We start from the raw sequence: 26,364 nt of genomic DNA, 5'->3' as shown, positions 1-26,364 counted from the left end.
ATGAATTATAGCCATTGTTGGCAAATCGTTATTTTTTATTTAAGCTAGTATAGACTTCCTTTTCGAAAAGACGATAAAAATCATAGGATATTTTATCATTAAAAGGAAGAAATTGAGTAAAATATACTATTGCCATCCCTTTGTCTCTATCTAAAGTGTAATATGAATTAGCAACGCCAGCCCAATATATTGAGCCTGTAGTGCGCACCATTTCTTTACTATTATTCTCTATAGCCCAAGCTAAACTATAAGTGTCCGATTCATCAGGAAAATGTCCTATTGTTTCTGGTAACCCTTCTTCGGGTAACCCAAAGTTGAGGGTAAGTCCATCAGGTAAGGCATCTTTAAACATCAAATCAACTGTTTCTGATTTCAGGATTTGACCTCCATCATATTTGCCAGAATTCATAATACAATTAAGGAAAGTTAAATAGTCTTTTGGTGAACCAAATAAGCCTTCTCCAGCAATAAATTCAGTAGTTGGTTTTGTTGGGATACGCGGATATTCTTTAAATCCAGTTGAATCACGTGTGCCCCAAGAAACAATATTTTCTTTCAGTTTGTCAGGAACGTTAAACCAAGTACTATTCATTTTTAATGGTCCGGTAATATGCTCTCTAAAATAATCTTCAAGATTTTGCCCACTTACTTTTTCGACAATTCTACCTACCCAATCTGTACTTCTGCCATAATGCCATTTTTCGCCAGCTTCAAATAATCTTGGAAGGTCATCATATTCCCAACCAGTTTTATCAAATTTTTGTAGTTGTTCATCAAAAATATCATATCCAAATCCAGAGGTATGGGTTAAAAGATTTCTCAAAGTAATTGTTTTATTGGCTTTAACAAGTTGTCCTTCCGAGGTAAGTATAGGAATAGATGTCATTTCAGGCATTAATTTATCTAACGGGTCATCTAGACCAATTAAACCTTTTTCAACAAGTTGTAATGCGGCAACAGAGCCTATGGCCTTTGTCATTGAAAAAATTCTAAATATGTTATTTTCATTAATTGTGTCTTTTCCACCCCAAACAGATGGTCCAAAAGCATACCAGTCCATTTTGCCTTCTCTGTTGCTATAACCCATAATCACAGCAGGAAGGTGGCTATTTTGGAAGTAAGTTTTAAGGGGTAATTCATTAATTACTACTTTGCTTTCTTGTTTTTCAGTTTTGCAACCAGTTAATATTGAAATAATAATTAGTGTAAATAGTAATTGTTTCATAATTGGGTGGTTTCGGTTAGTTTAATGTTTGCCAACGGTAAGGCTATGAAGCGTTGTGGTGTGTGGATCTGAGCCCGTGGCGTTGGCCTTTACCTCTGGCGGGGGCTCAGAGCCACGTTGAAAACGTGACGCTTCATTTTAGTTCTTGGAGATCAATATAAGAAAATAGTCTAAATCGTGTAAGATGTAGCAATGCTTTTTAGCCAATGTTAGTGGCTGGCATTTTTCTTTTTTAAGTTTGATTCCTAGTCGAATATTATTTCAGCTATGCAGAAAGCTTCGTTATCGTTTTCCTTTTCGAAAAGATTTGTTCGATTTAGAAACACGTTTCCGATATTCTTTTTTCCCTCCTATGAGGGGAACTCCATTCCATCTATACTCTACTTTATTTGATTGGTGAGATAGCGCTTGTTGTTGTGAATTGACCTTGTCTTGTATTTTAAATTCACGTATAAATTCTTGAACACGTGAAGTCCATTCGCCATTATTTGTTGCTTGAAGGAAGGCATTTCGAGAAATCTCTGCAACTCTGGCATGTTTGCCGACTTGCGGAAATAAACAGTAAAGAGAATTTCGCATTCCTTCCGGGTCGTCCAATGTTCCGTCTCCGTAAAAATCAAATATTACGGGCACAGCGCTATTAAGCCAGGCTTTTGGGAAGCAAAACTCTGGAAACCATATCTTAAAGATTCCAGGTTTCTCAGTTTTTTGTACTTCACTGGTACTGCCACTTTTCCATTCGTTAAGAAAGCGAGGATAATCTCTTTTTAGTCGAGTACCGTCGATAATCCAAACCATGTTCTTATAAAACTGTTCTCGTGAGTTTCGTTCCTGAGGGTCTAAAAAGGAATGTTGGAATTCTATTACAAGATTATTATCTGTGCGAACATCAGCAATATGTTTTTCTCCAGATCTTTCATCAGTTAAAGATATTTCTTGCCATGAGTCAGGATAATTATTTTTCCAATTTCGATGCCACTGTGTTTCAGTTTCCCACCAATTATCACAATCTACTTTTCTTTTATGTGCCCAATGCCAAATTTTCCGAGTTCCACATTTAGCAATAACCGGCTTTGAGCAACAAGAGCAAATTCCTTTAAGTTTTGGTTGAGCTTCAACACGACTATTATTTATTGTAGCAAAGCGCATAAATATTTTTGCTAGGTGATATTGTACAAATTAGAATAATTTTTAGAAATAATTATTAAACGCTTTCTTTTGCTTGCCACTAACGTTAATGTGTATGATTTGTGCGGAATGGTCCGCAGGATCTTTCCGCCGTAATCATTTTGATTTAAAGTTAGTGAATTTAAAAAATGCTCCAAGTGGAGCATAAATTATACACGCTGTTGTGGTGTCGTTTTTTATTAATTATTCCAATAATCACCATTAGCAATTTTATTCGATATACTGTCAATCCTTTGTTTGTACTTTCCAATTGGTTCAAATTCCAACAATTTTGGATTTTCTGCCAACCACTTTTCAATAATTCCAGAGCTCCAAGCTTCAGGTAATTTTTCATAGTCGACGTAGTTTGACATAAAAGCAAATTCATTTACCATTGAAACTTTGTCTTTGTCAAAGTCATTTTTTAATCGACTTGCAATTATGTAACCTTGATGGCAACATTGTAAGTGTTCAGCATAAAGTTTGGTAAAAATCAAAGTCACATATTTTTCGTGTGCATTTTTGTCAATAGTTCTTAATTTTCTAAATCCTTCAACTATGTATTCGGGAATAGAGTCCAAAGTAGATGCTCCTTTCGGTGAGAAATTCAGAGCAAATTCAGAAACTTCGTTCTTGTAGTTCCGAGATTCTGATTCCAATTGATTTTTCAATTCAGTTTTGAGTGAGTCAATCGTTCCATTCAGATTTTCTATTTCGGCTTTCTGAAACTCAATTTTTTTATCATCAATAATTTTGTAGTAACTTAATATGAATGCACTTAATCCAAAAACAATAGCACTTATTTTACTAATATTATTCAGTTTTCTGTCTGTACTTTTTTGGACTTGTTTTTTATTGTTAGATTTTTTTAAATCATGTAAAAAAGACGAATAAGAACCATACTCTTCAATCATCTGGATTCCGTTGTAATGAATGTTTAGAGAATACTTGTCGTTGTTTTTAGTTGTAACCCAACCACGTTCAATTAATTCATCGCAAACAGATTCAATTAAACGCCTATCAGTCACGCCAAAATATTTTTCACAAGTCGGAATTAATTGCCGATAGTCATCTTGGTTTTCAATCAGATGTTTTAGGATTTTATCAAATAATTCAGTTCTATTCATACGGTTTTATGAAATGCACCACAACGGTTTGGCTATACGTAGTGAGGGATTAAAAAGCACTTCACTGTCCACCAGCCGAGATGTCTATTATTATTCATTTATTTTCAATTTAGCAATAAAACCCTCATTACGTATAGCTTTTGTTACCTGCATGTGCTTCAATTTTTATTGGTTTTCCTATTCTTGGATATACACAGTTTATGTTATTTTTATCTAACTCTCTACAAAATTTTTGAGGGTCAGAGTTGAGGTGATGAATCGGTATAACAAGTTTAGGTTGAATCAATTGACTAGTCTTAACTGCTTCGTTACAATCCATTGTAAACTTTCCACCCATTGGAAGAAGAGCTATGTCGATCTTTTGAAGATGGTTCATGTCAGGTATTAAATCTGTATCTCCTGCATGATAAATGGTTTTGTCTCCAATGGTTAAGATATAACCGACACCTTTCCCTTTCTTGTGCTGCTTCCGGGTTGAACTCCCTTTTTCTGTATTGTATGCGTTAATTACCTGAATTGACAAATCACCTGTTAGTTGCATTGTATCACCAGGCTTTACTGTTTGGAAGATGTCTCCTAGTTCTTTTTTGCAGGAGGCTGGTGCAAAAATCCTTGTTGACTTTTTACAAAGTCGTTGAGTTGTTATTTTCTTGCAATGGTCTTTATGATGATGTGTTATGAAAATAAAATCTGCTTTTTCAAGGCCATTCGGCAAGCCATCTATTGGGTCAGGCCATTTCGAGAATTCTATTTTGTCGGTATATCCAGAAAAATAAGTTGTCAAATATGCAGGATCGAAATAGACAACTATTTTGCGCGCTCTAATACGTACCCATGAATTGGGAAACCATGTTATATCCATTTCTCCTTTTTGCATTGCAGGTAACGGTTCGGCTATGATTAGTGCGGGTTGAAACCCGTAGGATTTCGGCCAGTACCATCGCTTTTAAATATACGTAGATTTTCCTAACGGAAAATCGGCCAGCATTAATTATACATATTGTTAGCGTAATTGTGGCGTTGCCCTTTTCATGGGCAGGAAGCGGACATTTTCTTTTGTCCCAGTGCCCTTTTTGCCCTTTTAATCCACCACGGAGTGGGAAGTCCGCGTTCTGCTTGCGTACCCCTTGCGAACAGCTTGGAAAGCCTTTTACACGTCCGAGTCGGATCCTTTCTGCGTACTCCTTGCGTACCGGGGCAAAAAAGGGAAGGCCCCGAACCGATAATTATTTTTTAAGAGCACCGAAACCAAAATAGGGGAGTACCTACCAAAAGAAGAGCGACCATCATATTCAAAAAATGCCGAAACCAATAAATTTGAACGGCATTTACGCTAACGGTTTGGCTATGCGCAGTGCGGGATTAAAAAGCCGAAACTTTCAGACTGGCACAAACTGTAGCCAAAGCTGCGTTTTGTGTTTTTAAATTTATTCAACAAAAACGTCAAAGCGTAGCTTTGGCGGGCTAAAAGCACCGATCTTTTGGTTTTCTCGTCAACCCGCATTGCGTATAGGTTTTGTTGGCAGTGTGTGCTTTTCTTTTTTTTTAGTCCGTTTTTTTAATGTGAAACTACTTTCAGTCCGATAATTGAAGCAATTAAAGTCGTTATGAAAAATAGTCGCCAAAATGTTGCTGGTTCTTTAAAAATCAAAATTCCAATCAAAACTGTCCCTACGGCACCAATTCCTGTCCAAACCGCATATGCTGTTCCAATCGGTAGTTGTTGAGTCACTTTTACAAGTAGAAACATACTTATTGCTAAACAAACCAAAAATCCTATGTACCAATAAGTAGATTCAACTCCTGTTGCTTCTTTTGCTTTTCCAAGACAAGCAGCAAAGGCAACTTCAAAGAGTCCGGCAATTATTAATATTATCCAATTCATTTGTCATTAATTTTTTTTGTATTATTTACAAATTGTCAATTTCGGTCTGGTTTTGCATTACTGCCAACGGTTCGTGTATGATTAGTGCGGGTTGAAACCCGTAGGATTTCGGCCAGTACCATCGCTTTTAAATATACATAGATTTTCCGTTAGGAAAATCGGCCAGCATTAATTATACATATTGTTAGCGTAATTGTGGCGTTGCCCTTTTCATGGGCAGGAAGCGGACATTTTCTTTTGTCCCAGTGCCCTTTTTGCCCTTTTAATCCACCACGGAGTGGGAAGTCTGCGTTCTGCTTGCGTACCCCTTGCGAACAGATTGGAAAGCCTTTTACACGTCCGAGTCGGATCCTTTCTGCGTACTCCTTGCGTACCGGGGCAAAAAAGGGAAGGCCCCGAACCGATAATTATTTTTTAAGAGCACCGAAACCAAAATAGGGGAGTACCTACCAAAAGAAGAGCGACCATCATATTCAAAAAATGCCGAAACCAATAAATTTGAACGGCATTTACGCTAACGGTTCGTGTATGATTAGTGCGGGTTGAAACCCGTAGGATTTCGGCCAGTACCATCGCTTTTAAATATACATAGATTTTCCGTTAGGAAAATCGGCCAGCATTAATTATACATATTGTTAGCGTAATTGTGGCGTTGCCCTTTTCATGGGCAGGAAGCGGACATTTTCTTTTGTCCCAGTGCCCTTTTTGCCCTTTTAATCCACCACGGAGTGGGAAGTCTGCGTTCTGCTTGCGTACCCCTTGCGAACAGATTGGAAAGCCTTTTACACGTCCGAGTCGGATCCTTTCTGCGCAGCCCTTGCGTACCGGGGCAAAAAAGGGAAGGCCCCGAACCGATAATTATTTTTTAAGAGCACCGAAACCAAAATAGGGGAGTACCTACCAAAAGAAGAGCGACCATCATATTCAAAAAATGCCGAAACCAATAAATTTGAACGGCATTTACGCTAACGGTTCGTGTATGATTAGTGCGGGTTGAAACCCGTAGGATTTCGGCCAGTACCATCGCTTTTAAATATACATAGATTTTCCGTTAGGAAAATCGGCCAGCATTAATTATACATATTGTTAGCGTAATTGTGGCGTTGCCCTTTTCATGGGCAGGTAAGGGACATTGCCATTTGTTCCCGTACCCTTTTTGCCCTTTTAATCCACCACGGAGTGGGAAGTCCGCGTTCTGCTTGCGTACCCCTTGCGAACAGCTTGGAAAGCCTTTTACACGTCCGAGTCGGATCCTTTCTGCGCAGCCCTTGCGTACCGGGGCAAAAAAGGGAAGGCCCCGAACCGATAATTATTTTTTAAGAGCACCGAAACCAAAATAGGGGAGTACCTACCAAAAGAAGAGCGACCATCATATTCAAAAAATGCCGAAACCAATAAATTTGAACGGCATTTACGCTAACGGTTGTATATAGTAACAAGTTACTATATTTCTATTTTATCCGGACTAATCTAATGGATTTTTAATGTTCTTAAAGGTATTTGTCGCCACATGGGTGTATATTTCGGTAGTCTTGCTGGATCCATGGCCTAAAAGTACTTGGATCTGCCTAAGATCTGTACCTGATTCCAAAAGATGGGTCGCAAAACTGTGCCGTAATATATGTGGGGTGACCGTATTTCTTATACCAGCCTTTTCCGCTGCCTTTTTGACGATGTTCAATACACTTTCTGCGGTATATTTCGATGCCTTCCTTCCCTCGAACAAATAATCCTGAGGTTTCCATTCTTTGTAATACAGACGAAGATCATCAAGTGTTGATTTTGATAATAAAGAATACCTGTCCTTATTACCTTTGGAACCTTCGACCCTGACCAGCATTCGCTTGCTATCTATATCGTTTATCTTTAAATTCAAAAGCTCACTTCGTCTAAGGCCTGAACCATACAAAAGTTTTACAATACACCTGTGCTTGATGTTATTGGTGTTCTCGATAATCGCAATGATTTCCTCCTTGGAAATGACCTTCGGTAGCTTTGATTCTTTTCTAGGCCTTTCGATCTCATAAAAACGGTTGGGCATACCTAAAACTACCTCGTAATAGAATTTAATGGAGTTAATCGCCTGGTTCAGATAAGAATTGGATACCTTCTTCCGTATAAGACACTGTAAAAACGTCCTGATATCACTCTCGTCAATCGTATGTAGCTCTTTTTCCTTATAATAGTTGATGAATATTTCAAAGAAGGATACGTAGGTCTTTACCGTACTAAACGAATATCGTTTTAACTCCAATTTCAATAGATATTCCTCGGGACAAAATCGGTAATCGGGAATCGGTTTTCTATTCCTGAACCAGGCTACATCCACGGTGTCGTTTTTGGTATGTACGGGTCTATTGGTAAAAAACCGATTGTAGTTTATCCAGACGACACCTTTGAAGGTATTGAAAATGATTCCAAGATTGGCTTTGGTATTGGGTATGTAGGCCATGTTGTATTTATCGCTCCATTTAGGGTTTGGAAGACCTTTGATCAAGTTCTGAATAAGTCTATCGGGCAAAAAATTGATACCAATCATTTTACGATCGTCGATCATTAAATGGTACAGTGTTATGGATTTCATTTCGTTCATACAACAAGTTTATCGAAGTTTCGTAATTTGAGCGGTATATTATATCTATAATATGCGTTTGTAAATGACTGATTCAAAAAAATGTCCGGTTTGTGGTGTTTTGGTAAAAGGTAGGTCCGATAAGAAGTTCTGCTCCAAAAAATGTAAGTCCATAGACCAATATGAGCACAGGCAGAAAACGGAGACCTTTTACCTTAAGGTCGATAGACAATTGAAGATAAACAGGAGAATTTTAAAAAAGTACAACAAATCAGGATACACCATAATTAGGCAGGGCGAATTAATAGGGGAGGGATTCGACCCTAAGTATTTCACCCATTATTGGAAGAACAAAAAGGGCGACGTATATTTCTTTGTTTACGAATTTGGTTTTCTAAGGAAAAGCGAAAACGGAAAGGATAAATATGTCCTGGTCACATGGCAGGATTACATGGGAAGGAAATACGAACCCTAAATTTTTTCAGGAATCTTTTTCTGGACAGCAATACACCCAATTTTAGGCAGATCGTTCAAAGCGACATTACGTGGATTTCGACTATTCAATTACAGTTCCAAGAAATAGGATGTTTTGTGGCAAAAGTTTAGGCATTTTGGCAAGCTTCTTGTGGAAAATTCTATTGTTAAGCCGATGTTGTCATGCGATTATCCCGATATTTCAAATTTTTAAGACCCAACAACCCGCCCTTGGTGGAATTGGACGAACTTTATGCCAAGACCATGTTGGAACTGTCCGTTGCTACCCGATTGGATTATTGCCAAAGGTTGCTTAGCAGAAGCAAATTTGAACTCAAACAAATCCGTTGCAGGCAGAAAAGAAAACAGTTGGAAACCTTGATCAAGTCTACCCTCACGGAAATTTCTAAAATGGAAAGTACATCCAACCTACGGAGTACCACAATGGACTAGCAATTATTCCTTAATCAATTCCAATAAGGGCCGTTTTTAATAGGCCAACATGTAGGCAGTTTTAAATATTTAGATTAAGGTTTAAAATTACCCTTCTCAAGTTAATTTTTATTCTATCAATCCGCACCGTCCAACTTGGCGACATCAATAGTGAACTGCGCCACATTTCTACCTTGGTCCGTACCAACGGTGGCATCAAAAGTCCAATGGATGCCTCCATATACCCTGGAAATTGCGGCTTCCTCTGCCCATGCCCGTACAATCTGTGCTTTTTCTGGAAAGATGTATGCCAGTACTTCGGATGCCGCTGCAGAGAATACACTATGCCCAGAAGTATAACTAGGGAAGTTAGGGGTTCCTGCAATGGTCCTAAAACCGGGAATCGTTTGAATGGGTCTCGGATAGTGGTAGTAATATTTAGCATCCCAGCAACTTATACCGGCATCCATAATCGCCATGTTCATATAGGCCATGGTGCGTGCGCTGCGTAATGGGTTCATTTTGCTTTCCACTATAAATTCATTTGCGAAGCGGTTCCAATGTCCCGGTGGGGTATACGTGCCCAGTCCATCCTGCCAAAAATTGGCAATCGCCCGGCGCTCCTCCGTCATGTTATCTGCGTAATTTTTTAATATTTCAACGTCATCACGATACTCTTGGGAATCAAGTGATGGGGGAGGTATGGGACGCACGCTTTCTACATCATCGATACTCCACATTTTGACTTTTCCAAACAAAGGTGTCAATCCTACCGGCCTTACGGGAAGTTCAAGATTTTCCCATTGCCAACCGAATCTTTCAAAGGCGGCTGCTTTAATGGAATCAGAAACGGCCTTTGGTGCCTGGGCATTTTTCATACCGTCGTTTGCCGCTCTTTCCAAGGCTATTTCCGATACCGAATTTGCAATGAAAACTCCGGCATCAATATCGCTTTGTACGTTACCTCCAGATAATAATAGACTTTCCAAATGTTCTTTTTCCATCCTCTCCAGATATGCGACCTCCAATGGGAACATTGTCGAAAGTATATTTTTTGAAACACGTGCCAATACAGCGCCATCGGAAGGGTATGAGGGAATGTCGTTGGGTTCATAAGCGTAACTTATGGATGCGTCATTTTGATAAGGTGCCGGTCTGTTGTATTGATATTTGTAATGCCATGCGGATATCAGGCCATCGAACTGCGCTACTGAAAGATAGGCAAGTGCCCTACTGGCATAAGGTGGATGTGAAAACGGAAATCCGGGAGGACCATCCGGTGTATTTGGATTAGGTAGTGTATAGGTATCATCATCGTTAGGTCCTGGAATCAGGTTGTACTTTGCAATCAGTTCCAATGCAATTTCGTTCCATCGTACCACGGCATTGTTGGTCCAGTATTCAATGGATTTACGTTGATTGTCATTGATGTTATCCATTTTGGATTTTATATCGGCTATCTCGGTCAAATAAGCGGTCGATGTGGTTGTTTCGGGAGGTGCAATATCGACAGCGGTAGCCCCATCCAATAAAACAGGAACCCAATTCCCTCCACTTTCATCATTGTTAGCGTAGGCGTAACTTTTGAACTCTGTATAGCGGGGAATGTCCTTTTCACAGGAATTGGCTAGAATCAACACCATTATTGCCCCGAAGATTATATATTTAGTTTTCATCCTCTATTTCTTTTTTGTCCTTTAAGTAGTTGAATTGATAGGTAAGCCCAAATCCTGTGTTCGCCATTTTTCCTGTGTTTCGCCCATTGACCACCCGGCTATGGTAGGCTACAAGTCCCAGACCTTTAATTGAAGGAATGTAATACTGTAAAAAGGCCCCGATCCTCTCAAATTGCACTTTGTTTGTAGGTTGGGCGGCATTGTAATCCCTTACATCATCGCCACTAGTGGATTTGATGGCCGAATAGCTTAATTCTGCCCTCAACGAATAGTTTAGGAACCATTTGCCCAAAATTCCCTCATAGTTCCAGGCACTGGGAACATCCATGGTCGATGAATAATAACTACCATTATTGTAGTAATAGTCCCGTTCAGCCTCTGTATAACCCCGCCATAGATAACCGCCCATACCGCGTACGTAAAAACCGTTGTTCCAATCATATTGTGCGATACCTCGCAGGGAAAACTCCGGTGCCCCGAAACCTAAACTATAGGGCATATAATCGGAAAGATAGTTGGTGGCCGGGGTTGAGAATCCAACGGTTGACAATAGGCTCAATGTTCCTTTTCCCAATTGTTTTTCCAAAGCCCTATACTTTAGTGCCGCCATAAAATCCTGGAAACCATTGGCACCTTCAAACCTACCCCCATTGGGTTCGGAAGATTCGGTTTTTACATAAGGTAGGCCTATATATAGATTTAAGTCGCCAAGGATGCTGATAGCTGCCATGGGCAAGAAGGTGTTTCTATGTACCGTGGCAATGGTTTCATTACCTCTTAGATAATCCCCTTCCCAATATCGGTCGAACTGGCCCATGTCATAACTAAGTAATACACATGCATTTCTTGATGGCATCATCAATGCATCCGTAGGTGTTTGTGATAACAGATCGTAATGTGTAAAAAAGCTCAATGCCGTGAGCGTGAGTTGTAGAAAAAACCATTTTGGGTTAAAATCCATACAAGAGGATTTCTGCCAAAAACTGGTCCTAGAATTGTTTTCCATATTTTTTAGTTGGTCGTTACAAGTTTAGCGATAGTAGGATTTGAGGTATAGCCCGTTAGGAAGGGCCCACAAAATTACTTCACTATTGTTGGCGAAGATAGATAGGGAATCAATCCCAAAGGATTAATGAAAAATTAAAGAAGATTAAGTAGGCTTAATATAAAGTTAATGGGGCAAGCGGAAGATTAATTTCGCCCCATAAAAGGTCATTAAGAGCTCATGTATTTTTGGATGGGCATGTAGCCCCTACTATAATCTAAAATTTCGTTCATCGATATGGAGTATCGGACCGTGATAACTTAAGTACTCGCCGCGGCTCGGTCAAAACCTACGGTTTCCCTATAAATTTGAGGGGATACCTCCGCGTTTTTCTTAAAAAACCGACTAAAGTAATATTCGTCGTTATAACCTAGTTCAAAGGCAATTTCCTTCACCGATTTATTAGTAAGATAAAGTTCCCTTTTCGCCTCAATGATGATGCGTTCCGATATCAAATCGGTTAAGGTCTTTTTAAAATGTGATTTCGTAAGCTTTGAAAGGGCCTTTGGTGTAATCGCCAACATATCCGCATAATCGCTCGCGGAGTGTTTTGTTCTGTAATGTGACTCTATATAGTTCTTTAGGTTCTGTAGGATAAAAGGTTCTTCTTTGCTGAGAGTGGCTTCTTCCTTTGCAGACTGTTGCTCCCTTTTAAGCCTTGATGCCGTAATCAAAAGAATTTTTAAATAGGACACCAGTAGTTCGTATTGGGCCAATGCAGACTTCTTGATTTCCTCCTTGAGTTGTTCAATGATAATTTCAAAGTTTGTGGCGGTTTTCCCATCCACTAGGACAATGGGCGTGTCATAGATATTATTGAAAAGTACCCCGTGACAGGCAATTTCTTGATGATGCTTGTGTATACAGAAAAAATCGGGATGGAACTGGACAACGATGCCCGTAAGACCCTCAGTAGATTTGAAGGAAAATGGTTGGTAGGGCGAAAAGGACAGTAACATATTCTCATGAAATTCATATTCATGAAACTCAGAGGTAAGTATACCCCTACCTTTTTGAACCCAAATCAGGGAATAATGGTTTAGTCTTTGGGTATCCTCAAAAGGATTTTCCACTTCGAAAGGATGGATTTTAAGCGCTAAGTTCCCGGATTTAGGTTCAATAAGGGTATAGATGATCGTCGGTATCACAATTGGTTGAAGGTTTTATTATAGTTTTCTTTCGTATTCTTCGATTATTAGGTCATTGATACTAGCAAATCTTTTCCGCATAAAACCATTTTCATCAAATTCCCAAAGTTCATTTCCATATGCTCTGTACCATTGGTCGTATTTATCTTGAAATTCATACTCAAATCTAACGGCCATTCTATTTTCCTTAAAAGCCCAAAGCTCTTTTTTTAGCTTATAGTGCTTTTCGGATTTCCATTTTTGGGTCAGGAATTCAACAATCTCTTTTCTTCCATTGATGAATTGTGTTCTATTTCTCCACTCGGAATCAACTGTGTACGCTTTGGAAACTTTTACTGGGTCTTTAGTCTTCCAGGAATCCTCTGCCATTTGAACTTTAAGTTTTGCCGTTTCCTCGTTAAATGGTGGAAGTGGATATTTCTTCGTGATTACAATTTCAGTTGCCATTTTTCTTTAGTGTTTTGTTAAAAAAATATTATTTAATTGGCATGGCTTTGAAAGCATACATTGCATATTTCCTTTGTAATGTTGTATTTAGGATACATTCCTTTTAAATTTTGCTCTGCGTAGGATTTAACCCATCCTTTTCTTCGTTCCATAACTGTGGGATGGTCCGTTTTTTGGGCCATGAAAAATTCGCCCCCATATTCCTGTCTTCCCCAGCAATTTGGACATACAAATTCCGGAGTTATACTTTTGGGAAAGGCAGGATTTTTACTAAAAAATTCTCGTATACTTTTTAACGCTTTCATTTTAATGATTTTGGAAATGTAATGGGAAGTACACCAGGTGAATGCGTACTTCCCAAATGATTTATAATGTTTCGGCCAAGGGGAAATCTACGGGCACCTTGGTTAGATTGTGCAAATAGTTCATGGCCGTTTTATCGCTTATCTGTAAAATGATGTCTACAAGATTTTCCTTGGTGTATCCTTGGGCAAAAAAGTATTCAACGGTTTCGTTATTTGCCTTACCGCGGTTCAAGGTAATATCAGCGGCTAATTTCACTAGGGCATCCAATTTGGGATTGTCGCTTTTTCCCTTTCTGATGTCCAATAATTGAGCATCGTTAAAACCGTTCATCTTGCCCAACACGGTATGTGCACTTTGGCAGTAAACACATTCGTTGACCTGACTTACAACCAGGTTTACGGCTTCTTTTTCTTTGTTGCTCAAGGATGTTTTTGCGTTCTGGTAGTCCAAAAATCGTTTTAGACCATTTTCCGAATAGGCTATGGTAGCATATAGATTTGGCACAAAGCCCAGGGCTTTGTTTAGATTGTCAAAAATCTCTTGATTGATGGGAGCTACATCTTCCCGTGTTGGAACCTTAAATTCCGTTGCAGTTACATTTTCCATGTGATTATAATTAAAATTGTATGTCATTATTGACATTGCAAAGTTTGGGAAGATGGGTATTGTTTAAAATGGACGATTTTCGCCAATGAATGGATGATTTTCCCAGTTTCGTACAAAAGAAGAGTTAGTCGTTCTTTAGTTAAAATTTTAGCCCTCTATCGGTACAATAACTCCTATATTTCTAAAGCCAGTTAAAATCAAAACGACCTTGTGACACAAGGTCGTTTTTAATTTATGATTAATGGATAACTATGTTTCTATATAGAGGATACTTCCTTGGTTTTTTGATTCCAAACTCCGGTTCCTGCAGTTTTAAAAGCAAAGGTTTCAAAATCTATGGCAGGTCTACCGAGTACTTTCGCAACATCATCGGAAACTTCCTGGTTTTCCGGATTTCCTAAAACTTCTTTGAACAAATACCCAAAAAGCCAAACATAGGAATCGGGTAAACCGGCCTTTCGCATACCATCCTTAAATTCCTCGATAGATATGGGCACAAATTGAATCTGTTTTTTGGATGCCTCCGCCATGATGGCAACGACCTCCTTAAAGGTTCTTTTTTGGGGTCCGGTAACGGTTATGGTCCGCCCATTATAGGAATCATCTAACAACACTTTTGTAACCACATCTGCTATATCGTTGACATCTACAAATGGAATCCGCGCCTCTGGCATGGGCAAGGCAACGGTCCCGTTCAAAATAAAATCTAGAAAGGCTCCTTCACTGAAATTTTGGTTAAACCAGGATGCCCTCACAAGTGTATAGTTCAGCCCAGAGTTAGCAACGATTTCTTCACAAGCTTCCGCTTCGGACTCTCCTTTACCCGAGAGTAGGACCACTTTTTCCAATCCAGCTTCTAAAGCTTTTTCAGTAAGTGCTGTTATTGCATCTCTTGATCCTGGAACGGCAAGATCGGGATAGTAAACGATATACGCCCTGTCCATGTCCTTTAGGGCATCATCGTAGGTCTCAGGATTTTCCCAATCAAAGGCCGGGGTTGTTTTTCTTCCGACAATCCTGACATTATGCCCAACTTGCATTAAATTTTCCGCTACGCGACGACCCGTTTTTCCTGACCCCCCAATTACTAAAATGTTCTCTGTTTTCATCTGTGTTTGTTTTAAAAATTGATATTTATTGAGTTTTACTTAATTGAAATTTTCTGTAGTCTTTATTGATAATTTCCGATGGTTCTTTTGCTACGAACGTTGGTATGCCAGTAAACATAGGTGGTCGCTATAAACTCCAGGCCAATGAACCAAAAGCCGAAGTCGATAAAGAAATCAGCATAGGTACCGCCATAGGGCAATACGGTAAACGGCACTGTGATAAGCGCATCCAGAATTGCCGAAACACCAAAGAAAATGAGCCCTGCCCATAGACCCTGAATGGTGGCGTTCTTTTTGAAATATAGTTTGGAACAAAACCAAACCACGGGTATAATGATTATGGATAGCCAAATGTTGGCCTGTTTTTCTGTATCCTCCAGAATGGGGAGATAAAAGGATAGCGCATATAAATTCACTCCAATTATCCAAATCAATACTCCAAAGCCAATAGTTCTAATTAGTTTCATGATTGTTCGTTTTTTGATTGATGATTTTTTGATATGATATTTATTTATTGACTATAATTCCTGTAAGCAATAAGATGAAAGAGAGCGTAGAACAAACTGTCCTGACCGCATGCCACTTGTTCCAAGGCCCTTCGAAGGTTTTTCGTAAATCTGCCAACTCCAGTTGGGTTGCTTTTTCCAGGACGGTTGTATCCAAGAGTTCATTTAGTGGCACATTTTTGAAAACCGTGACAAGACCTATTCCAACGAAGAACAGCATGGCCGCTAAAATAAAAGACCAAAATGTTCCCGGATGAGCGTTACGGTGCAAGAACGCATTGAGGATCAAAAGAATCACCGGGCCAAAAAAGACGATTAGAAAACTACGGTTGATAATGGCTCGGTTCATGGCTTGGAACGATTGTAAGAAGCCGTAGTCATCCAATCTGCCAATACCCGGTGTTATGGCATTGGACCAGGTGAAACATAGACCCGCCGTTAATCCGGTAAATAAGATGCCCAGCATCCATACGATGATTTTAAAGTTTACTTCCATTTTGATTTGTTTTAGGAGATGATATCCAGGTTAATAAATCTTGATACTCGGTGGAGGTGAGTTTTATTTTCTTACCCTTGGGCATTCTTTTTTTTATATAAACTTGCGTATAAATGTCATTGGCCCAAGTATTCATGTTTTCGGGTGTGAACACACGTCTTTTGTTTCGTACGTTGTGGCACACATTACATTTGTTCTCCAATATTTGAAAAGCCGCTTTTTTTGGGTCTTTTGGAACAGCTACAACCATGGGATTTTCGTTTACACCGATGAGTGCGCCTTTATGGTTTGAACCGACCAGGAGCGTCAGAAAAGTTATGATTGCATGTTTTACGAGTGTTGTCATCAATGTATCAGGTAGTTAATTTGATGATACAAAGGTGCGTAGCGTTCAAAAGTTTTTTTTGACACTTCAAGACAACAATTTGACAGTTTACGCCAAAAGGGGAATGTTAGCTATTTTTGCGGAACTCTGTAGGAGTAAGGTCAGTCCATTTCTTAAATGCCCGATTAAATGCACTCTGCTCTGAGAAACCTGTTAAAAATGCAATTTCTCCAATGTTATAGGCATTATCGCGTAACATTTCCTTTGCGAGATGTTCCTGGGTTTTTTTCACCAAATCACGATAGGTAACACCTGCTTCGGATAGTCTTCTGGTAAGGGTCCTGTTGCTCATGGCCGTAAGATCACTGATGTGATGAATGCTTGGGATACCAGTTGGGAGTGCATCTTTAATAAGTGCTTCAACATCCCTTACAAACTTATTGCCCGAAATCTTGATACCTTTAGTCTCCTCATCAACTTGTTTTAACAGATATGCATTAATACTGGCGTCCGCCTTGGCGGTTCTTAGATTTAGATCAGCCGTTCTATAGCTAATTGAGTATTTGGGTTGGTTAAAGTGTATTTTACACTTAAATGCTTCATTGAAGCTACTCAAATCTTTGGGAGGGTCATGTTTAAAGCATACTTCTATGGGCGACAACACTTTTTCGGACATCGCCTGTGTCACGACTACTGTAGCCGCTAAACTAGCTTCGGAGGACAGTTGCATACCTCTTCTTGTTGCATCCCTATTGAGAATTATATGGGAAATCTCCACGCCATTCTGGACTTCCCAATTATAGGTATTGGAGAGTAACTTAAAATATCGCTCGCTTCGATCAAAAATCTCGCTCACCTTTGAACAGGTTCTCCATGATAATCCTAAGACACCATAATCATCCATTTTCATTTGCGCCCCAACCCTTATGGCAAAACCTGGCCTTAGTTTTTTATCAAGTATCTCATGAGCCCTTAAATGTTCATCAGCGGATACAAATTTTAAATCATCGACATCCTCAATGGAAATGGGTAAATCTTCCATATCGGCCTCTGTCAAACCTTCTCCAATGGCGCAGTTAAGTATTTTTTTATAAAGGTTGACGGAGAAGTATTTCATCAGTATCGTTCAGTAACTCCTATAGAATGTCATTATTTATTTTATTTACCGATGTTATCGGCATGAATAACTACTATTTTGAAAGGCCGATGCGAGGTACTTCCGTAAATTGCCTTTTCGTCAATCTTCGGTAAACAAGTCCACATTGGGCCATGTTGTTCTGGTATCGATTTCATTATTGATGACGGATTGAACTGCGTTCAATATCGTTTCATAATTGGAGCTCCGTTTGTTCATTATTACGCTGTAGTTAAAAGTATCGTTATGTCTGCTCAGAACAGAGGAAGTTCCAGGAAGTGATCCTGTATGGACCCAATTGAAGTAATTAAAATAAGGCCGATTTAATCTGTTAGTTGGTAGAATATCCGGAACATTGGATCTACGGTCAATGTGGACAATAAACCTTGCCAAATCCTTGGCCGATGCAATCCAACCCCCATGGGCATCCATTCGGGTCACGTTCATATCATAGGGACTAAAGGAACCCTCCGTACTTGGATAATACACCACTTCATTTTCAATTCTTTCCTCCAACGTGTTGCCGCCAATTTTCATTTCCGTAATGCCCATGGGGGCAAGAATGTTCTCCTGAACATAGGCTTCATAGGTTTCATTGCTCATTTTTTCAATAACCCTACCCAAAACACAGTATCCAAAATTTAGGTAGTAGTAGTTTGGTGTCTCGTCGATCCTTCGGTTATCGATCATTTCAGAAAAAAGTTCCTGGTGGGATAGGCTGGGGTCGTCGAACATAATGTCGTACGGGTCGTTGGTCCAACCGGACCTATGCTCAATGAGGTCGTTTACTGAAATATCCAGTATGCCCGGGGAGTAGGGGAGTGTCCCGTATTCCGTACCCAATACGCCATCTTCCCCAAATACCTTGCTGCCCAAGGATACTTGCCCATCCTCACTGAGTTTTAGCATGCTGATAAAGGTGATGGGTTTTGAAATACTCGCAATCCTGAACAGGGAATTGTCTGTAACGGGAATTTGATTCTCCACATCCGCATACCCAAAGGACTTTACGTACACCAGTTGTTCGTCCTTGGTGATGGCGACCTGGAGCCCTGGCACTTGATAGGTTTCCATGAAGGAAGTGATTTGGGCTTCAAAATTTTCAAAACTGATGGGTTCTTCCCCTTCCGTTTCTTCTTCAGTTACTGGTTCTCCCTCAGGTTCCTCGGTAACGGTATCCGTGGTGGTATCGGGGTTTTCTATTTGGGTAGTAGGGGTGTCCTTGGTTTCTGAAGTTTTACTACAGCTTACTAATAAAATTAAACACCCTACTAAGACAAGATTCTTCATATCCTCTTTTTAATTGATTAGGTCTTCGTAGTTCCAGTGTAAACAAGCTGGATTGGAATAATAATAATAATGGGGGAAGCATAAAAATAGGGAAAAAATATTTTTTGGGTCATCATTGTTCAATTGGTTGGTATTTGGGTTATCTGTAACCTAGGGATAAAGCTGTATTTGCATTTTTGGAAGAAAAATAAGCATACCATCTTTTAACCAATGCCTTCCGTTATGCACTTTTGGACAAACAGAACCACTTGAAAAAACAGTTCTGCAGGATAGATTTTGACTCAGAAAAAGAGACTTACGTGAAAAACGTTTGCCTTTTCGTATTCCTTTTGTAAAAGTAGGGAAATCATGGACATAAAAAAACGGTTTGTGAGCACACAAACCGTTGATTTATAAAGGTTTTCACCTTGTAGCGAGAGAGGGACTTGAACCCTCGGCCTCCGTATTATGAACTTTAACCCTTTATTTTTATTTTTCAACCTATTGAAAAACAAGTAGTTAGTAAATCAATTCTTTAAACTTCTAAGATAAACCGTATACGGTAGCGTATGCGGTTTACTTTTTAAAGTTACTGAAAGTAATCGGTCTATTTTTTAATTATTTTTTCCACTTTTCGAAAAGTAAAGCTTTTTAGGTAGCTTCTATGCTGCAAACGTTTTCAATAATTTCATTATGAAATAGTATGGAGATTTTTGTCTAGCTATAATCGTTGATTTTAAAATAGAACACTATCCTAATTTTTGTCGAACCTGGTAATGTTGTCCTTGTCCTGAGAATAAGGAACATGCCTTATCACATAACCTTTAAATTTCCTTAGAGTCGACACGTGAAAAGACGATACAGTGCCAGAAGATTCATTTAAACAAAGAGCAAGGTACGCTCAGATAAAGTTTTTTTAGAATTAATTATAGAATTTTTAATTCATAATATGCTCATTTTGTATATATTAATAAAAACCAAGATAAAATTGCTAGCTTATCTCCCATCTGAACCTTGTCCTAATTAAACACCTATACACGTTCAATAGTTTATTATGTTATTAGAACCTTAGTCTAGATGATACGCCCTCGGTAAACAGGTCAATTATGTCAAAAATCTAAACATAAGGGTATTGACGAAGTATCTTTAAAAATATTTGGCAAACCATTGGATGCCATCCAAACCTTCTTTAATATTTTTGACCGTGACCTTACTGGGTTTAAAAGAGGTTACCTTAGGGTCGGTCTCATAGATTTCTTCAATATGATAGGCAATAAAGTTCAGTCCGGCTTCCAACTCCAATTGGTAATCATAGGTGGACTTCACGACATCCCCTGAAAATTGATACGTGGTCGTACATTGCATGTTCAATGTAGTGGCCTGGGCCACATAAATGAGTTTGTAGAAAGTACCCTTTTCAGGATTGTTGTAGGCCTCGTCTTCCAGCCAAGGAATCATGGCCTCACTTGTCACCGGAAAAAGTACACCTGAGTACCTTCCTTTATACCACAATGTAATGGGTTCGATCTGTAAGGCCATTATTTCAGGATATAACGATTCCTCCTGTCCCAAGCAATTGAAGTAAAGGGCATACTTAAGCTCGTTGACGACCATTTGTTGTGCTTCATTGTCGGATAGGAAGCTTTCTATAGGGGGAAAAGTAAATTCCAGTGTCCCATCGGCTTTCAGTTTCCCAATGGTAATGGATCTGTCCAGTCCCAAGGGCAAAATTTCAATATCCATCTGCTTCATCCCCTTCAATGGATTGACAAGTTTTCCCGTTAAGGTCTGGGCACTGCCCAAAACACTTAGCAGTAGGGTAAGGAGTGTAAATAACTTTTTCATATCTATAGATGTTTTGGTTTTTCCGTTGCCCACGGCCATCGGCCAAGCAAACACTTTGTTCATGGGCTTTATCCAGTAGGCTTTTCAGAGTATCTTCAAAGTAAACATCGTTTTTATGGGTTCCGCTTCCCTTTGGGACGGTTGCATTTCCAAACATATTTCATAGGTTCCTGGCATCAGCTTTACTTTATTGCCATTGGCCGTTCTCTTAAGGAGCTGGCTAAATCAAAAGCTTCCACGGGAACATACAAGTCCCCCGGTAGCCAGGGCCGATCGTAACGTTGGCCGCTACCTACGGTTCTTCCATTATGGGCAAGGGTCGTTTTCATCTGGAACAGTACAATGTCCTTGTCCCCCGAGCTTTTCTTGAACCGGAACAGGACTTTGTGTTTGCCATTCCCAAAGTTTTTGAAAAGGGATATCGGCTCCTATACCTTCCAATCGGTGACCCTGTTCCATCTTTCCACTTTCAATTTTCCCTAAAGGGATTGGCCCAAAACGTTAGGAACAAAAAGACTGCGCATAGGTAAAAATATAACTAAAAGATTTTATGTGGAATTCTATTTTTAGGATTATTGAAAGCTTCTTCCCATATAACAGACCATTTCATGTCGAGATTAACCAAAAAAACATCTGCAAAACCAAAAACAAAGGGTCTATAACTTAGTTTTCAAATATGCAGATGCTTTCGTTCCATTTTACTCAACTGGGGTCACGGTGAAGGTATATGGCGTGGACCAAGTGTCAGGCAAAGGTTCCCCAAGATTAAGGTCCGCTGTTTTGCCATCGTTCATAAAAGTACGTGCCCGTACATAGTATGTGCCCACATCAAGTGTGGCATTGGTGGTCTTAATGTACAATGACCCATCTTCTTTGTCGCCAGGCATACCTGAAATGGGTGTCAACGTGGTCACTATTTCCCCTCTGTTTTCCCTGTATAAGTTAAGGTCGACAAAATCATCGGAAGGGCTTTGTAACAATTGTACCTGCAACCTGGCCGGTTGGAACAGGACCACTTTGTAATAATCATCCTGGTCTTCCTGAATCCCATATCCCTCATTGTTCTTGTTCGCATAGGCCTCAATGACTTCATCCTTTGGGATGAACTTGGCCTCATCAAAATTGTCATTGGGTTCATAGCAGTCCATGATGCCCATATATTCCCATGATATTTTATACGGTTCCGGATAAACATCCGATGATGGTGATGCATTGAAAAAAGGTCTTGCCATGACGTCATAGGCAATGCCAGGATGCGCCGAAAAGGCCACTTTTCTGGTAAGGGGGGTATCGGTTCCAGCAGACGTTCCGTTGATGACGGGAACCTCATCGCCAGAAACCGAAATATCTATCCACGGTTGGGATGGGAGGGGTCCTGTTGATTCCAAGGTAACGATATAATACCCCCCTGCGGGATCCGTTGATGCCGGTAGTAATCCGGGAAACTCATCCTCTTCACCGGCCTCCACCCATATGTCATCCTTTGCCATTGAAAAAGCATCTGGTTCATAAGGTTCACATTCGTGCAGTTCAGCAATGGGAGCGATAAATGTCCTGACCCATTTTTGAACATTGCCCGCACCGGGGCTATTGATGCTGATCCTCAAGGTATCGTCCGTGCCCATTTCCATGAACCCGTTGTAATAATTCTGGTCAGAGCCCAACTCACCGTGTTCATAATTGGTTTCCCCGGTGGCCTCAATGTCCTTCCATTTGATGTTGTCCACCTGTAGGCTGGTATTTGCCGGGTCGGTCAGCACCCCTTGGTTGTTAGTGACAGTGACTTCCATACCATTGGCATCTGGGTTGTTGCCACCTACCCTGTACCATTTTCCCTGCAGCGCATCGAGGTTATATTGTGGGTCGTTATCCCCATCGGAGGAACAACTGCCCAGTATCAGGGCCAAGGTGAACAAATACATGATTTTTGTTGTCGTTTTCATAGATATAATTATTAGTGATGTTTTCGTTGTATTAAAAATTGGGTATAAAATAGTGTGGTTTTCATGTTGAGGTTTTTTGAAATATCCAATGAAAACAAACCTAGTCGATCACACTTCCCCATAAAACCATGATTTAGAATTTGACCTGTCCAACTTAGAATTCGGGATTGGTGTAATTACGTACCAAATTCTAGTTCACAATGGCCAAACCCTAATTTGTGGTGCGGGGGACGAATTCATTTTATATATTGGGGGAGTATTGAAGAGCCCAGCAATCGGGTCTTTTGTACCGATGCGATTTCAAACATGGAAAAATGAAAAAAATAGCCCCTGTCATTGTTTTTCTCCTAGTGGGGCTGTGTTCCCTTTCTGCACAGATCAAGGCCGATTCCCTTCCTTCCCGAGTGGACCTTGTGGGCCATCCGGAAGTAAAGGCTTTGCGGAGCACCCGGGAGGAATCCCTTGAGAAAATCTTGAAAACCGACGGTTGGAAAGCGTATGATTCCTCTTTTGCCACCACCCCGGAAACGGCGATCTGGATCAAGTTCCCGCTTGAAAACACCACACCGGACACGCTTACCACCTACCTCTTTCAAAGCGGTTTCCACATGGATTTGTACCTGCAAAATGATGGGGAATTCGAGCATTTCAAAAATGGTTACTTAATCCCCTTGGGGGAACGTTCCGAGCCCAAATGGTATTTTTTTACAACATTGGAACTATTGCCCTTGCAACAGTACCAATGTTATATCCGTATTACCAATGATTACAAAACAGCCCGTTCCAACATGCCAATCTTGTATTCCAGGCCCGACTATTTGGATTTTATGGACAAGGTCAGGACAAAGGAAGCCCCTTCCATTGCCTTTATCTATACCTATATCATTTCGCTCTGTTGTATCCTTGTATTTGCTTTGGCCTTTTGGTTTCGCCTGCGCAAACGGGTCTATTTCTATTATCTCGGCTATCTGTTCTTTCAAATCTTATATGCCTTTGCGATATTGCAGGCTACTCTGGCAACAATAGGAAACCTCGGCATGTATGTTCCACAACTTTCCATCACCGCCATAGAAACGGCCCAGTTTATCTTTATAGGCTTTTACATTTTCTTTATCCTGCATTTATTGGAAATCAAAACCTTTGGCCAAAATCTATCAAAGGCTTTGGTAGGTTTGGGCATACTCTGTTTTATATATGCCCTGCTCAATATATTTCTCATCCATTATCAAGGTTTGTTCAGTGAAACTAGATCAATGGTATCCTTAATTGTCCGCCTCATTGTCCTTCCGCTTAATGTTGCCTTGTTCATTTGGATTATACTAAAAGTGAGGCATCCCCTCATGAAATACTTTGTGATGGGTCAAAGCCTGTTTTTTATCGGGGCTTTTGTTTCCTCTTTTGTTTACTACAACAAATTGCATTTGGTGCCGGATGGTATGTTCAATTTTCCGCACTCACAGCACATCATCTTCCAAGCAGGGCTTCTGGGCGAAGTGTTCTGCTTCTCCATAGCGCTTGGGGAAAAGGTGTTCCTCATCCAAAAGGAAAAGGACAGGGCCAGCCAAAAATTGATCGAGCAACTGCAACAGAACCAGATCATGGAGGAAAAGATGCGCAAGGAACTGGACCAGCAGGTACAGCAAAAAACCGAAGAGTTGATCCAGCTCTATTCGGAAATGGAAAAGCAAAAGGAAGAACAGATCAAGAAATCCTTTGCCGAACGTATCCGCGACATGAAAATGCTGGCCCTCCGTTCGCAGATGAACCCCCATTTCATTTTCAACAGCCTCAATGCCCTCAAAAATCTAGTGATGTTGTCACGGGAGGAGGATGCCATCCAATACCTGGACAATTTTTCGGTGCTGCTCCGTACCATATTGCAGAACAGCAGCAAAAACACCATCACGGTGGAAGAGGAACTGGAGATGCTGGAACTCTACCTCTCGTTGGAGAAAAGTCGTTTGGGCGAGGATTTCTCCTATACCATCCGTTGTGACTCGCGTGAAGCGCTCTCACAATTTACCATTCCGCCACTATTGTTGCAGCCCTTCGTGGAAAATGCTATATGGCACGGGCTGCATCCCAGTGGCAAACCAGAAAAAAAACTTTCGGTCACTTTCGACACCTCACAGCAACTTCAGATCACCATCGAGGACAATGGCGTTGGGCGAAAGGAAAGTGGCAAAACCAAAAAAACACATCCGTCTGCGGGGACGCGGATCACCCAGGAGCGATTGTCCCTTTACAACCATATCAGCGAAGCCAAAATGCACCTGAACATTTTGGACCTTGAAAACGACCAGGGCATGCCAGAGGGCACCCGCATAACCATAACCTATAACGGATAACCATGGCCAAAATCATTATCATCGATGACGAAATGCACTGCGTGAACGTACTGAAAAACCTGATCACCAAGGTGCACCCCGACTACAAGATCGCGGGGACGTTCTGCAACTCCACCCAAGGTTTGGAGTATCTTCATGCCCATTCGCCCGATCTTTTGTTCCTAGACATTGAGATGCCCAACTTGAATGGTTTTGCATTATTGGACAAAATACTACCTATCGACTTTGATATTATTTTTACAACGGCTTATAACCAATATGCCATTCGGGCTTTCCAGTATAGTGCCATCAATTATCTATTGAAGCCCATTACCGAAAAAAGTATAGTGCAAGCATTGTCCAATTGGGAGAAACGTCGTAAAAAAACCTATCCTGAACAGTGGGAACTATTGCAGCATAATTTGAAGGGCACAGTGAAGGACCTGTCCAAGATTGCACTGCCCACGGGTGCCGGATACCATATTGTCGAGATCAAGGACATTGTGCGCTGCGAATCGGACAACAATTACACGAACTTTTTCTTTGATGACGGAAGCAAGCTGCTCATTTGCCGAACACTGAAGGAAATTGAAGAAATGTTGCAGGACTATGGTTTCCTGCGTGTGCACCAGTCCCATTTGATCAACCCCCAATTTGTCAAGGGTATCCTGAAAAGGGACGGGGGCACCGTGATTATGAAAGACGACAGGGAAATTCCCGTCTCAAGGCAAAAAAGGAATGAAATAAACGGCATCCTGGAGTCTATGTTGCGGTTTAAATAAATCGAATAGGATAAGTTACTCATGATTCTTATAAAATTAATTCGTTCTATAAGCTTTGACCTCTTCACATTTTTAGGTGCCCGTCATAACAAGAGAATTCGAGCTATTTTCATTCATTTTGATTTCATGAACTCCTTAGGGATGGTTTCTCTCATGAACTACAAGGTATAGTCTTAATTAACAAATGTTTATCCCGTATTACCGTTAATTCAAAATTAGGGTAGTCATGGTAAATTTATATTTAACATAAATATTACAAACCCGACGGTTTTAGATTTGTAAAGTACAGAATAACAGTATTTTATTTATTTAGTAACCGCATCAACTACAGTATACGGTAATCACCAAAAAAAGAAACCGTTGAAAATGAATGGAAGTAATTCATTGTCAACGGTCTATTATGTAGCGAGAGAGGGACTTGAACCCTCGGCCTCCGGGTTATGAATTTGGATTTTATCCCTATTTACGGGGCTTTCCAGAGGTTTATGTTCAATTTTTCGCCAAAATCGTATGCGGC

Annotated in this window: 25 protein-coding genes; 5 read left to right on the top strand and 20 right to left on the bottom strand. The window is 40.2% G+C overall.

What is annotated here, in order from left to right:
* Window positions 1-28 precede the first annotated feature (28 nt).
* From F0361_RS14765 to xerA, 6 genes are all read right to left on the bottom strand, one after another.
* Window positions 29-1,225, bottom strand: coding sequence for a serine hydrolase domain-containing protein (locus F0361_RS14765; protein WP_154919695.1), 1,197 nt, complete (start codon window positions 1,223-1,225; stop codon window positions 29-31).
* Between the two features lie 282 nt (window positions 1,226-1,507).
* Window positions 1,508-2,374 (bottom strand): competence protein CoiA, encoded by an 867-nt coding sequence (locus F0361_RS14760; RefSeq protein WP_154919692.1) that lies wholly within the window; start codon window positions 2,372-2,374, stop codon window positions 1,508-1,510.
* 218 nt (window positions 2,375-2,592) lie between these two features.
* Entirely contained in the window at window positions 2,593-3,519 is a 927-nt protein-coding gene (locus F0361_RS14755; protein ID WP_154919689.1) for a hypothetical protein, read from the bottom strand.
* A gap of 127 nt (window positions 3,520-3,646) precedes the next feature.
* Window positions 3,647-4,396, bottom strand: coding sequence for an MBL fold metallo-hydrolase (locus F0361_RS14750; protein ID WP_154919686.1), 750 nt, complete (start codon window positions 4,394-4,396; stop codon window positions 3,647-3,649).
* Window positions 4,397-5,077: 681 nt separating this feature from the next.
* Window positions 5,078-5,404 carry a DMT family transporter gene (locus F0361_RS14745; protein WP_154919684.1) on the bottom strand — a complete coding sequence of 109 codons (327 nt, stop codon included), beginning with the start codon at window positions 5,402-5,404 and terminating at the stop codon, window positions 5,078-5,080.
* A 1,465-nt stretch (window positions 5,405-6,869) separates the two neighbouring features.
* Window positions 6,870-7,997: a site-specific tyrosine recombinase/integron integrase gene (xerA, locus tag F0361_RS14740; protein WP_246160906.1), complete on the bottom strand. Its 1,128-nt coding sequence runs from the start codon at window positions 7,995-7,997 to the stop codon at window positions 6,870-6,872.
* 64 nt (window positions 7,998-8,061) lie between these two features.
* Here xerA and F0361_RS14735 point away from each other — a divergent pair, with 64 nt between their 5' ends.
* Both F0361_RS14735 and F0361_RS14730 read left to right on the top strand, forming a co-directional pair.
* Window positions 8,062-8,451, top strand: coding sequence for a hypothetical protein (locus tag F0361_RS14735; RefSeq protein ID WP_154919682.1), 390 nt, complete (start codon window positions 8,062-8,064; stop codon window positions 8,449-8,451).
* Window positions 8,452-8,633: 182 nt separating this feature from the next.
* The gene (locus F0361_RS14730; RefSeq protein WP_154919680.1) at window positions 8,634-8,903 is read left to right on the top strand and encodes a hypothetical protein; all 270 of its coding nucleotides are present in this window, start codon (window positions 8,634-8,636) and stop codon (window positions 8,901-8,903) included.
* 116 nt (window positions 8,904-9,019) lie between these two features.
* Here the strand turns inward: F0361_RS14730 and F0361_RS14725 are convergent, their stop codons facing one another.
* The 13 genes from F0361_RS14725 to F0361_RS14665 form a co-directional block, all read right to left on the bottom strand.
* Window positions 9,020-10,558 (bottom strand): phosphatase PAP2 family protein, encoded by a 1,539-nt coding sequence (locus tag F0361_RS14725; RefSeq protein ID WP_154919678.1) that lies wholly within the window; start codon window positions 10,556-10,558, stop codon window positions 9,020-9,022.
* Window positions 10,548-11,564: a transporter gene (locus F0361_RS14720; protein WP_211361179.1), complete on the bottom strand. Its 1,017-nt coding sequence runs from the start codon at window positions 11,562-11,564 to the stop codon at window positions 10,548-10,550. Before F0361_RS14720 ends, F0361_RS14725 begins: the two co-directional genes overlap by 11 nt.
* A gap of 299 nt (window positions 11,565-11,863) precedes the next feature.
* Window positions 11,864-12,751, bottom strand: coding sequence for a helix-turn-helix domain-containing protein (locus tag F0361_RS14715; RefSeq protein ID WP_211361178.1), 888 nt, complete (start codon window positions 12,749-12,751; stop codon window positions 11,864-11,866).
* 18 nt (window positions 12,752-12,769) lie between these two features.
* Window positions 12,770-13,198 (bottom strand): nuclear transport factor 2 family protein, encoded by a 429-nt coding sequence (locus tag F0361_RS14710; protein ID WP_154919676.1) that lies wholly within the window; start codon window positions 13,196-13,198, stop codon window positions 12,770-12,772.
* 32 nt (window positions 13,199-13,230) lie between these two features.
* Complete coding sequence (locus tag F0361_RS14705; RefSeq protein WP_154919674.1) at window positions 13,231-13,503, bottom strand: hypothetical protein; 273 nt, start codon at window positions 13,501-13,503, stop codon at window positions 13,231-13,233.
* Between the two features lie 61 nt (window positions 13,504-13,564).
* Window positions 13,565-14,110 (bottom strand): carboxymuconolactone decarboxylase family protein, encoded by a 546-nt coding sequence (locus F0361_RS14700; protein ID WP_154919672.1) that lies wholly within the window; start codon window positions 14,108-14,110, stop codon window positions 13,565-13,567.
* Window positions 14,111-14,367: 257 nt separating this feature from the next.
* Window positions 14,368-15,219 (bottom strand): NmrA family NAD(P)-binding protein, encoded by an 852-nt coding sequence (locus tag F0361_RS14695; RefSeq protein ID WP_154919670.1) that lies wholly within the window; start codon window positions 15,217-15,219, stop codon window positions 14,368-14,370.
* Between the two features lie 62 nt (window positions 15,220-15,281).
* On the bottom strand, window positions 15,282-15,686 hold the full coding sequence (locus F0361_RS14690; RefSeq protein ID WP_161598247.1) for a DUF5367 family protein: 405 nt from the start codon (window positions 15,684-15,686) through the stop codon (window positions 15,282-15,284).
* 40 nt (window positions 15,687-15,726) lie between these two features.
* Window positions 15,727-16,221, bottom strand: a complete 495-nt coding sequence (locus tag F0361_RS14685; protein WP_154919668.1) for an anthrone oxygenase family protein — start codon at window positions 16,219-16,221, stop codon at window positions 15,727-15,729.
* Complete coding sequence (locus F0361_RS14680; RefSeq protein ID WP_154919666.1) at window positions 16,205-16,567, bottom strand: hypothetical protein; 363 nt, start codon at window positions 16,565-16,567, stop codon at window positions 16,205-16,207. The genes F0361_RS14685 and F0361_RS14680 overlap by 17 nt, the downstream gene beginning before the upstream one ends.
* A gap of 106 nt (window positions 16,568-16,673) precedes the next feature.
* On the bottom strand, window positions 16,674-17,663 hold the full coding sequence (locus F0361_RS14675) for an AraC family transcriptional regulator (RefSeq protein WP_154919664.1): 990 nt from the start codon (window positions 17,661-17,663) through the stop codon (window positions 16,674-16,676).
* A gap of 120 nt (window positions 17,664-17,783) precedes the next feature.
* Window positions 17,784-18,971 carry a serine hydrolase domain-containing protein gene (locus F0361_RS14670; protein ID WP_154919662.1) on the bottom strand — a complete coding sequence of 396 codons (1,188 nt, stop codon included), beginning with the start codon at window positions 18,969-18,971 and terminating at the stop codon, window positions 17,784-17,786.
* A gap of 1,125 nt (window positions 18,972-20,096) precedes the next feature.
* Window positions 20,097-20,795: a hypothetical protein gene (locus F0361_RS14665; protein WP_154919661.1), complete on the bottom strand. Its 699-nt coding sequence runs from the start codon at window positions 20,793-20,795 to the stop codon at window positions 20,097-20,099.
* 281 nt (window positions 20,796-21,076) lie between these two features.
* On the opposite strand from F0361_RS14665, the gene F0361_RS18745 reads away from it, so the two are divergent.
* Entirely contained in the window at window positions 21,077-21,325 is a 249-nt protein-coding gene (locus F0361_RS18745) for a hypothetical protein (protein WP_161598246.1), read from the top strand.
* A 168-nt stretch (window positions 21,326-21,493) separates the two neighbouring features.
* Here F0361_RS18745 and F0361_RS14655 read toward each other — a convergent pair whose 3' ends face one another.
* Window positions 21,494-22,738: a hypothetical protein gene (locus F0361_RS14655; RefSeq protein WP_154919659.1), complete on the bottom strand. Its 1,245-nt coding sequence runs from the start codon at window positions 22,736-22,738 to the stop codon at window positions 21,494-21,496.
* 314 nt (window positions 22,739-23,052) lie between these two features.
* On the opposite strand from F0361_RS14655, the gene F0361_RS14650 reads away from it, so the two are divergent.
* Window positions 23,053-25,086: a histidine kinase gene (locus F0361_RS14650; RefSeq protein ID WP_154919657.1), complete on the top strand. Its 2,034-nt coding sequence runs from the start codon at window positions 23,053-23,055 to the stop codon at window positions 25,084-25,086.
* A 2-nt stretch (window positions 25,087-25,088) separates the two neighbouring features.
* Window positions 25,089-25,847 (top strand): LytR/AlgR family response regulator transcription factor, encoded by a 759-nt coding sequence (locus F0361_RS14645; RefSeq protein WP_154919655.1) that lies wholly within the window; start codon window positions 25,089-25,091, stop codon window positions 25,845-25,847.
* Window positions 25,848-26,364 lie beyond the last annotated feature (517 nt).

This window comes from Maribacter flavus, from assembly GCF_008386635.1.
Lineage (GTDB): Bacteria > Bacteroidota > Bacteroidia > Flavobacteriales > Flavobacteriaceae > Maribacter > Maribacter flavus.
Note: the sequence above shows the minus strand (reverse complement) of the source record. Positions and strands in the feature narration are given on the sequence as shown.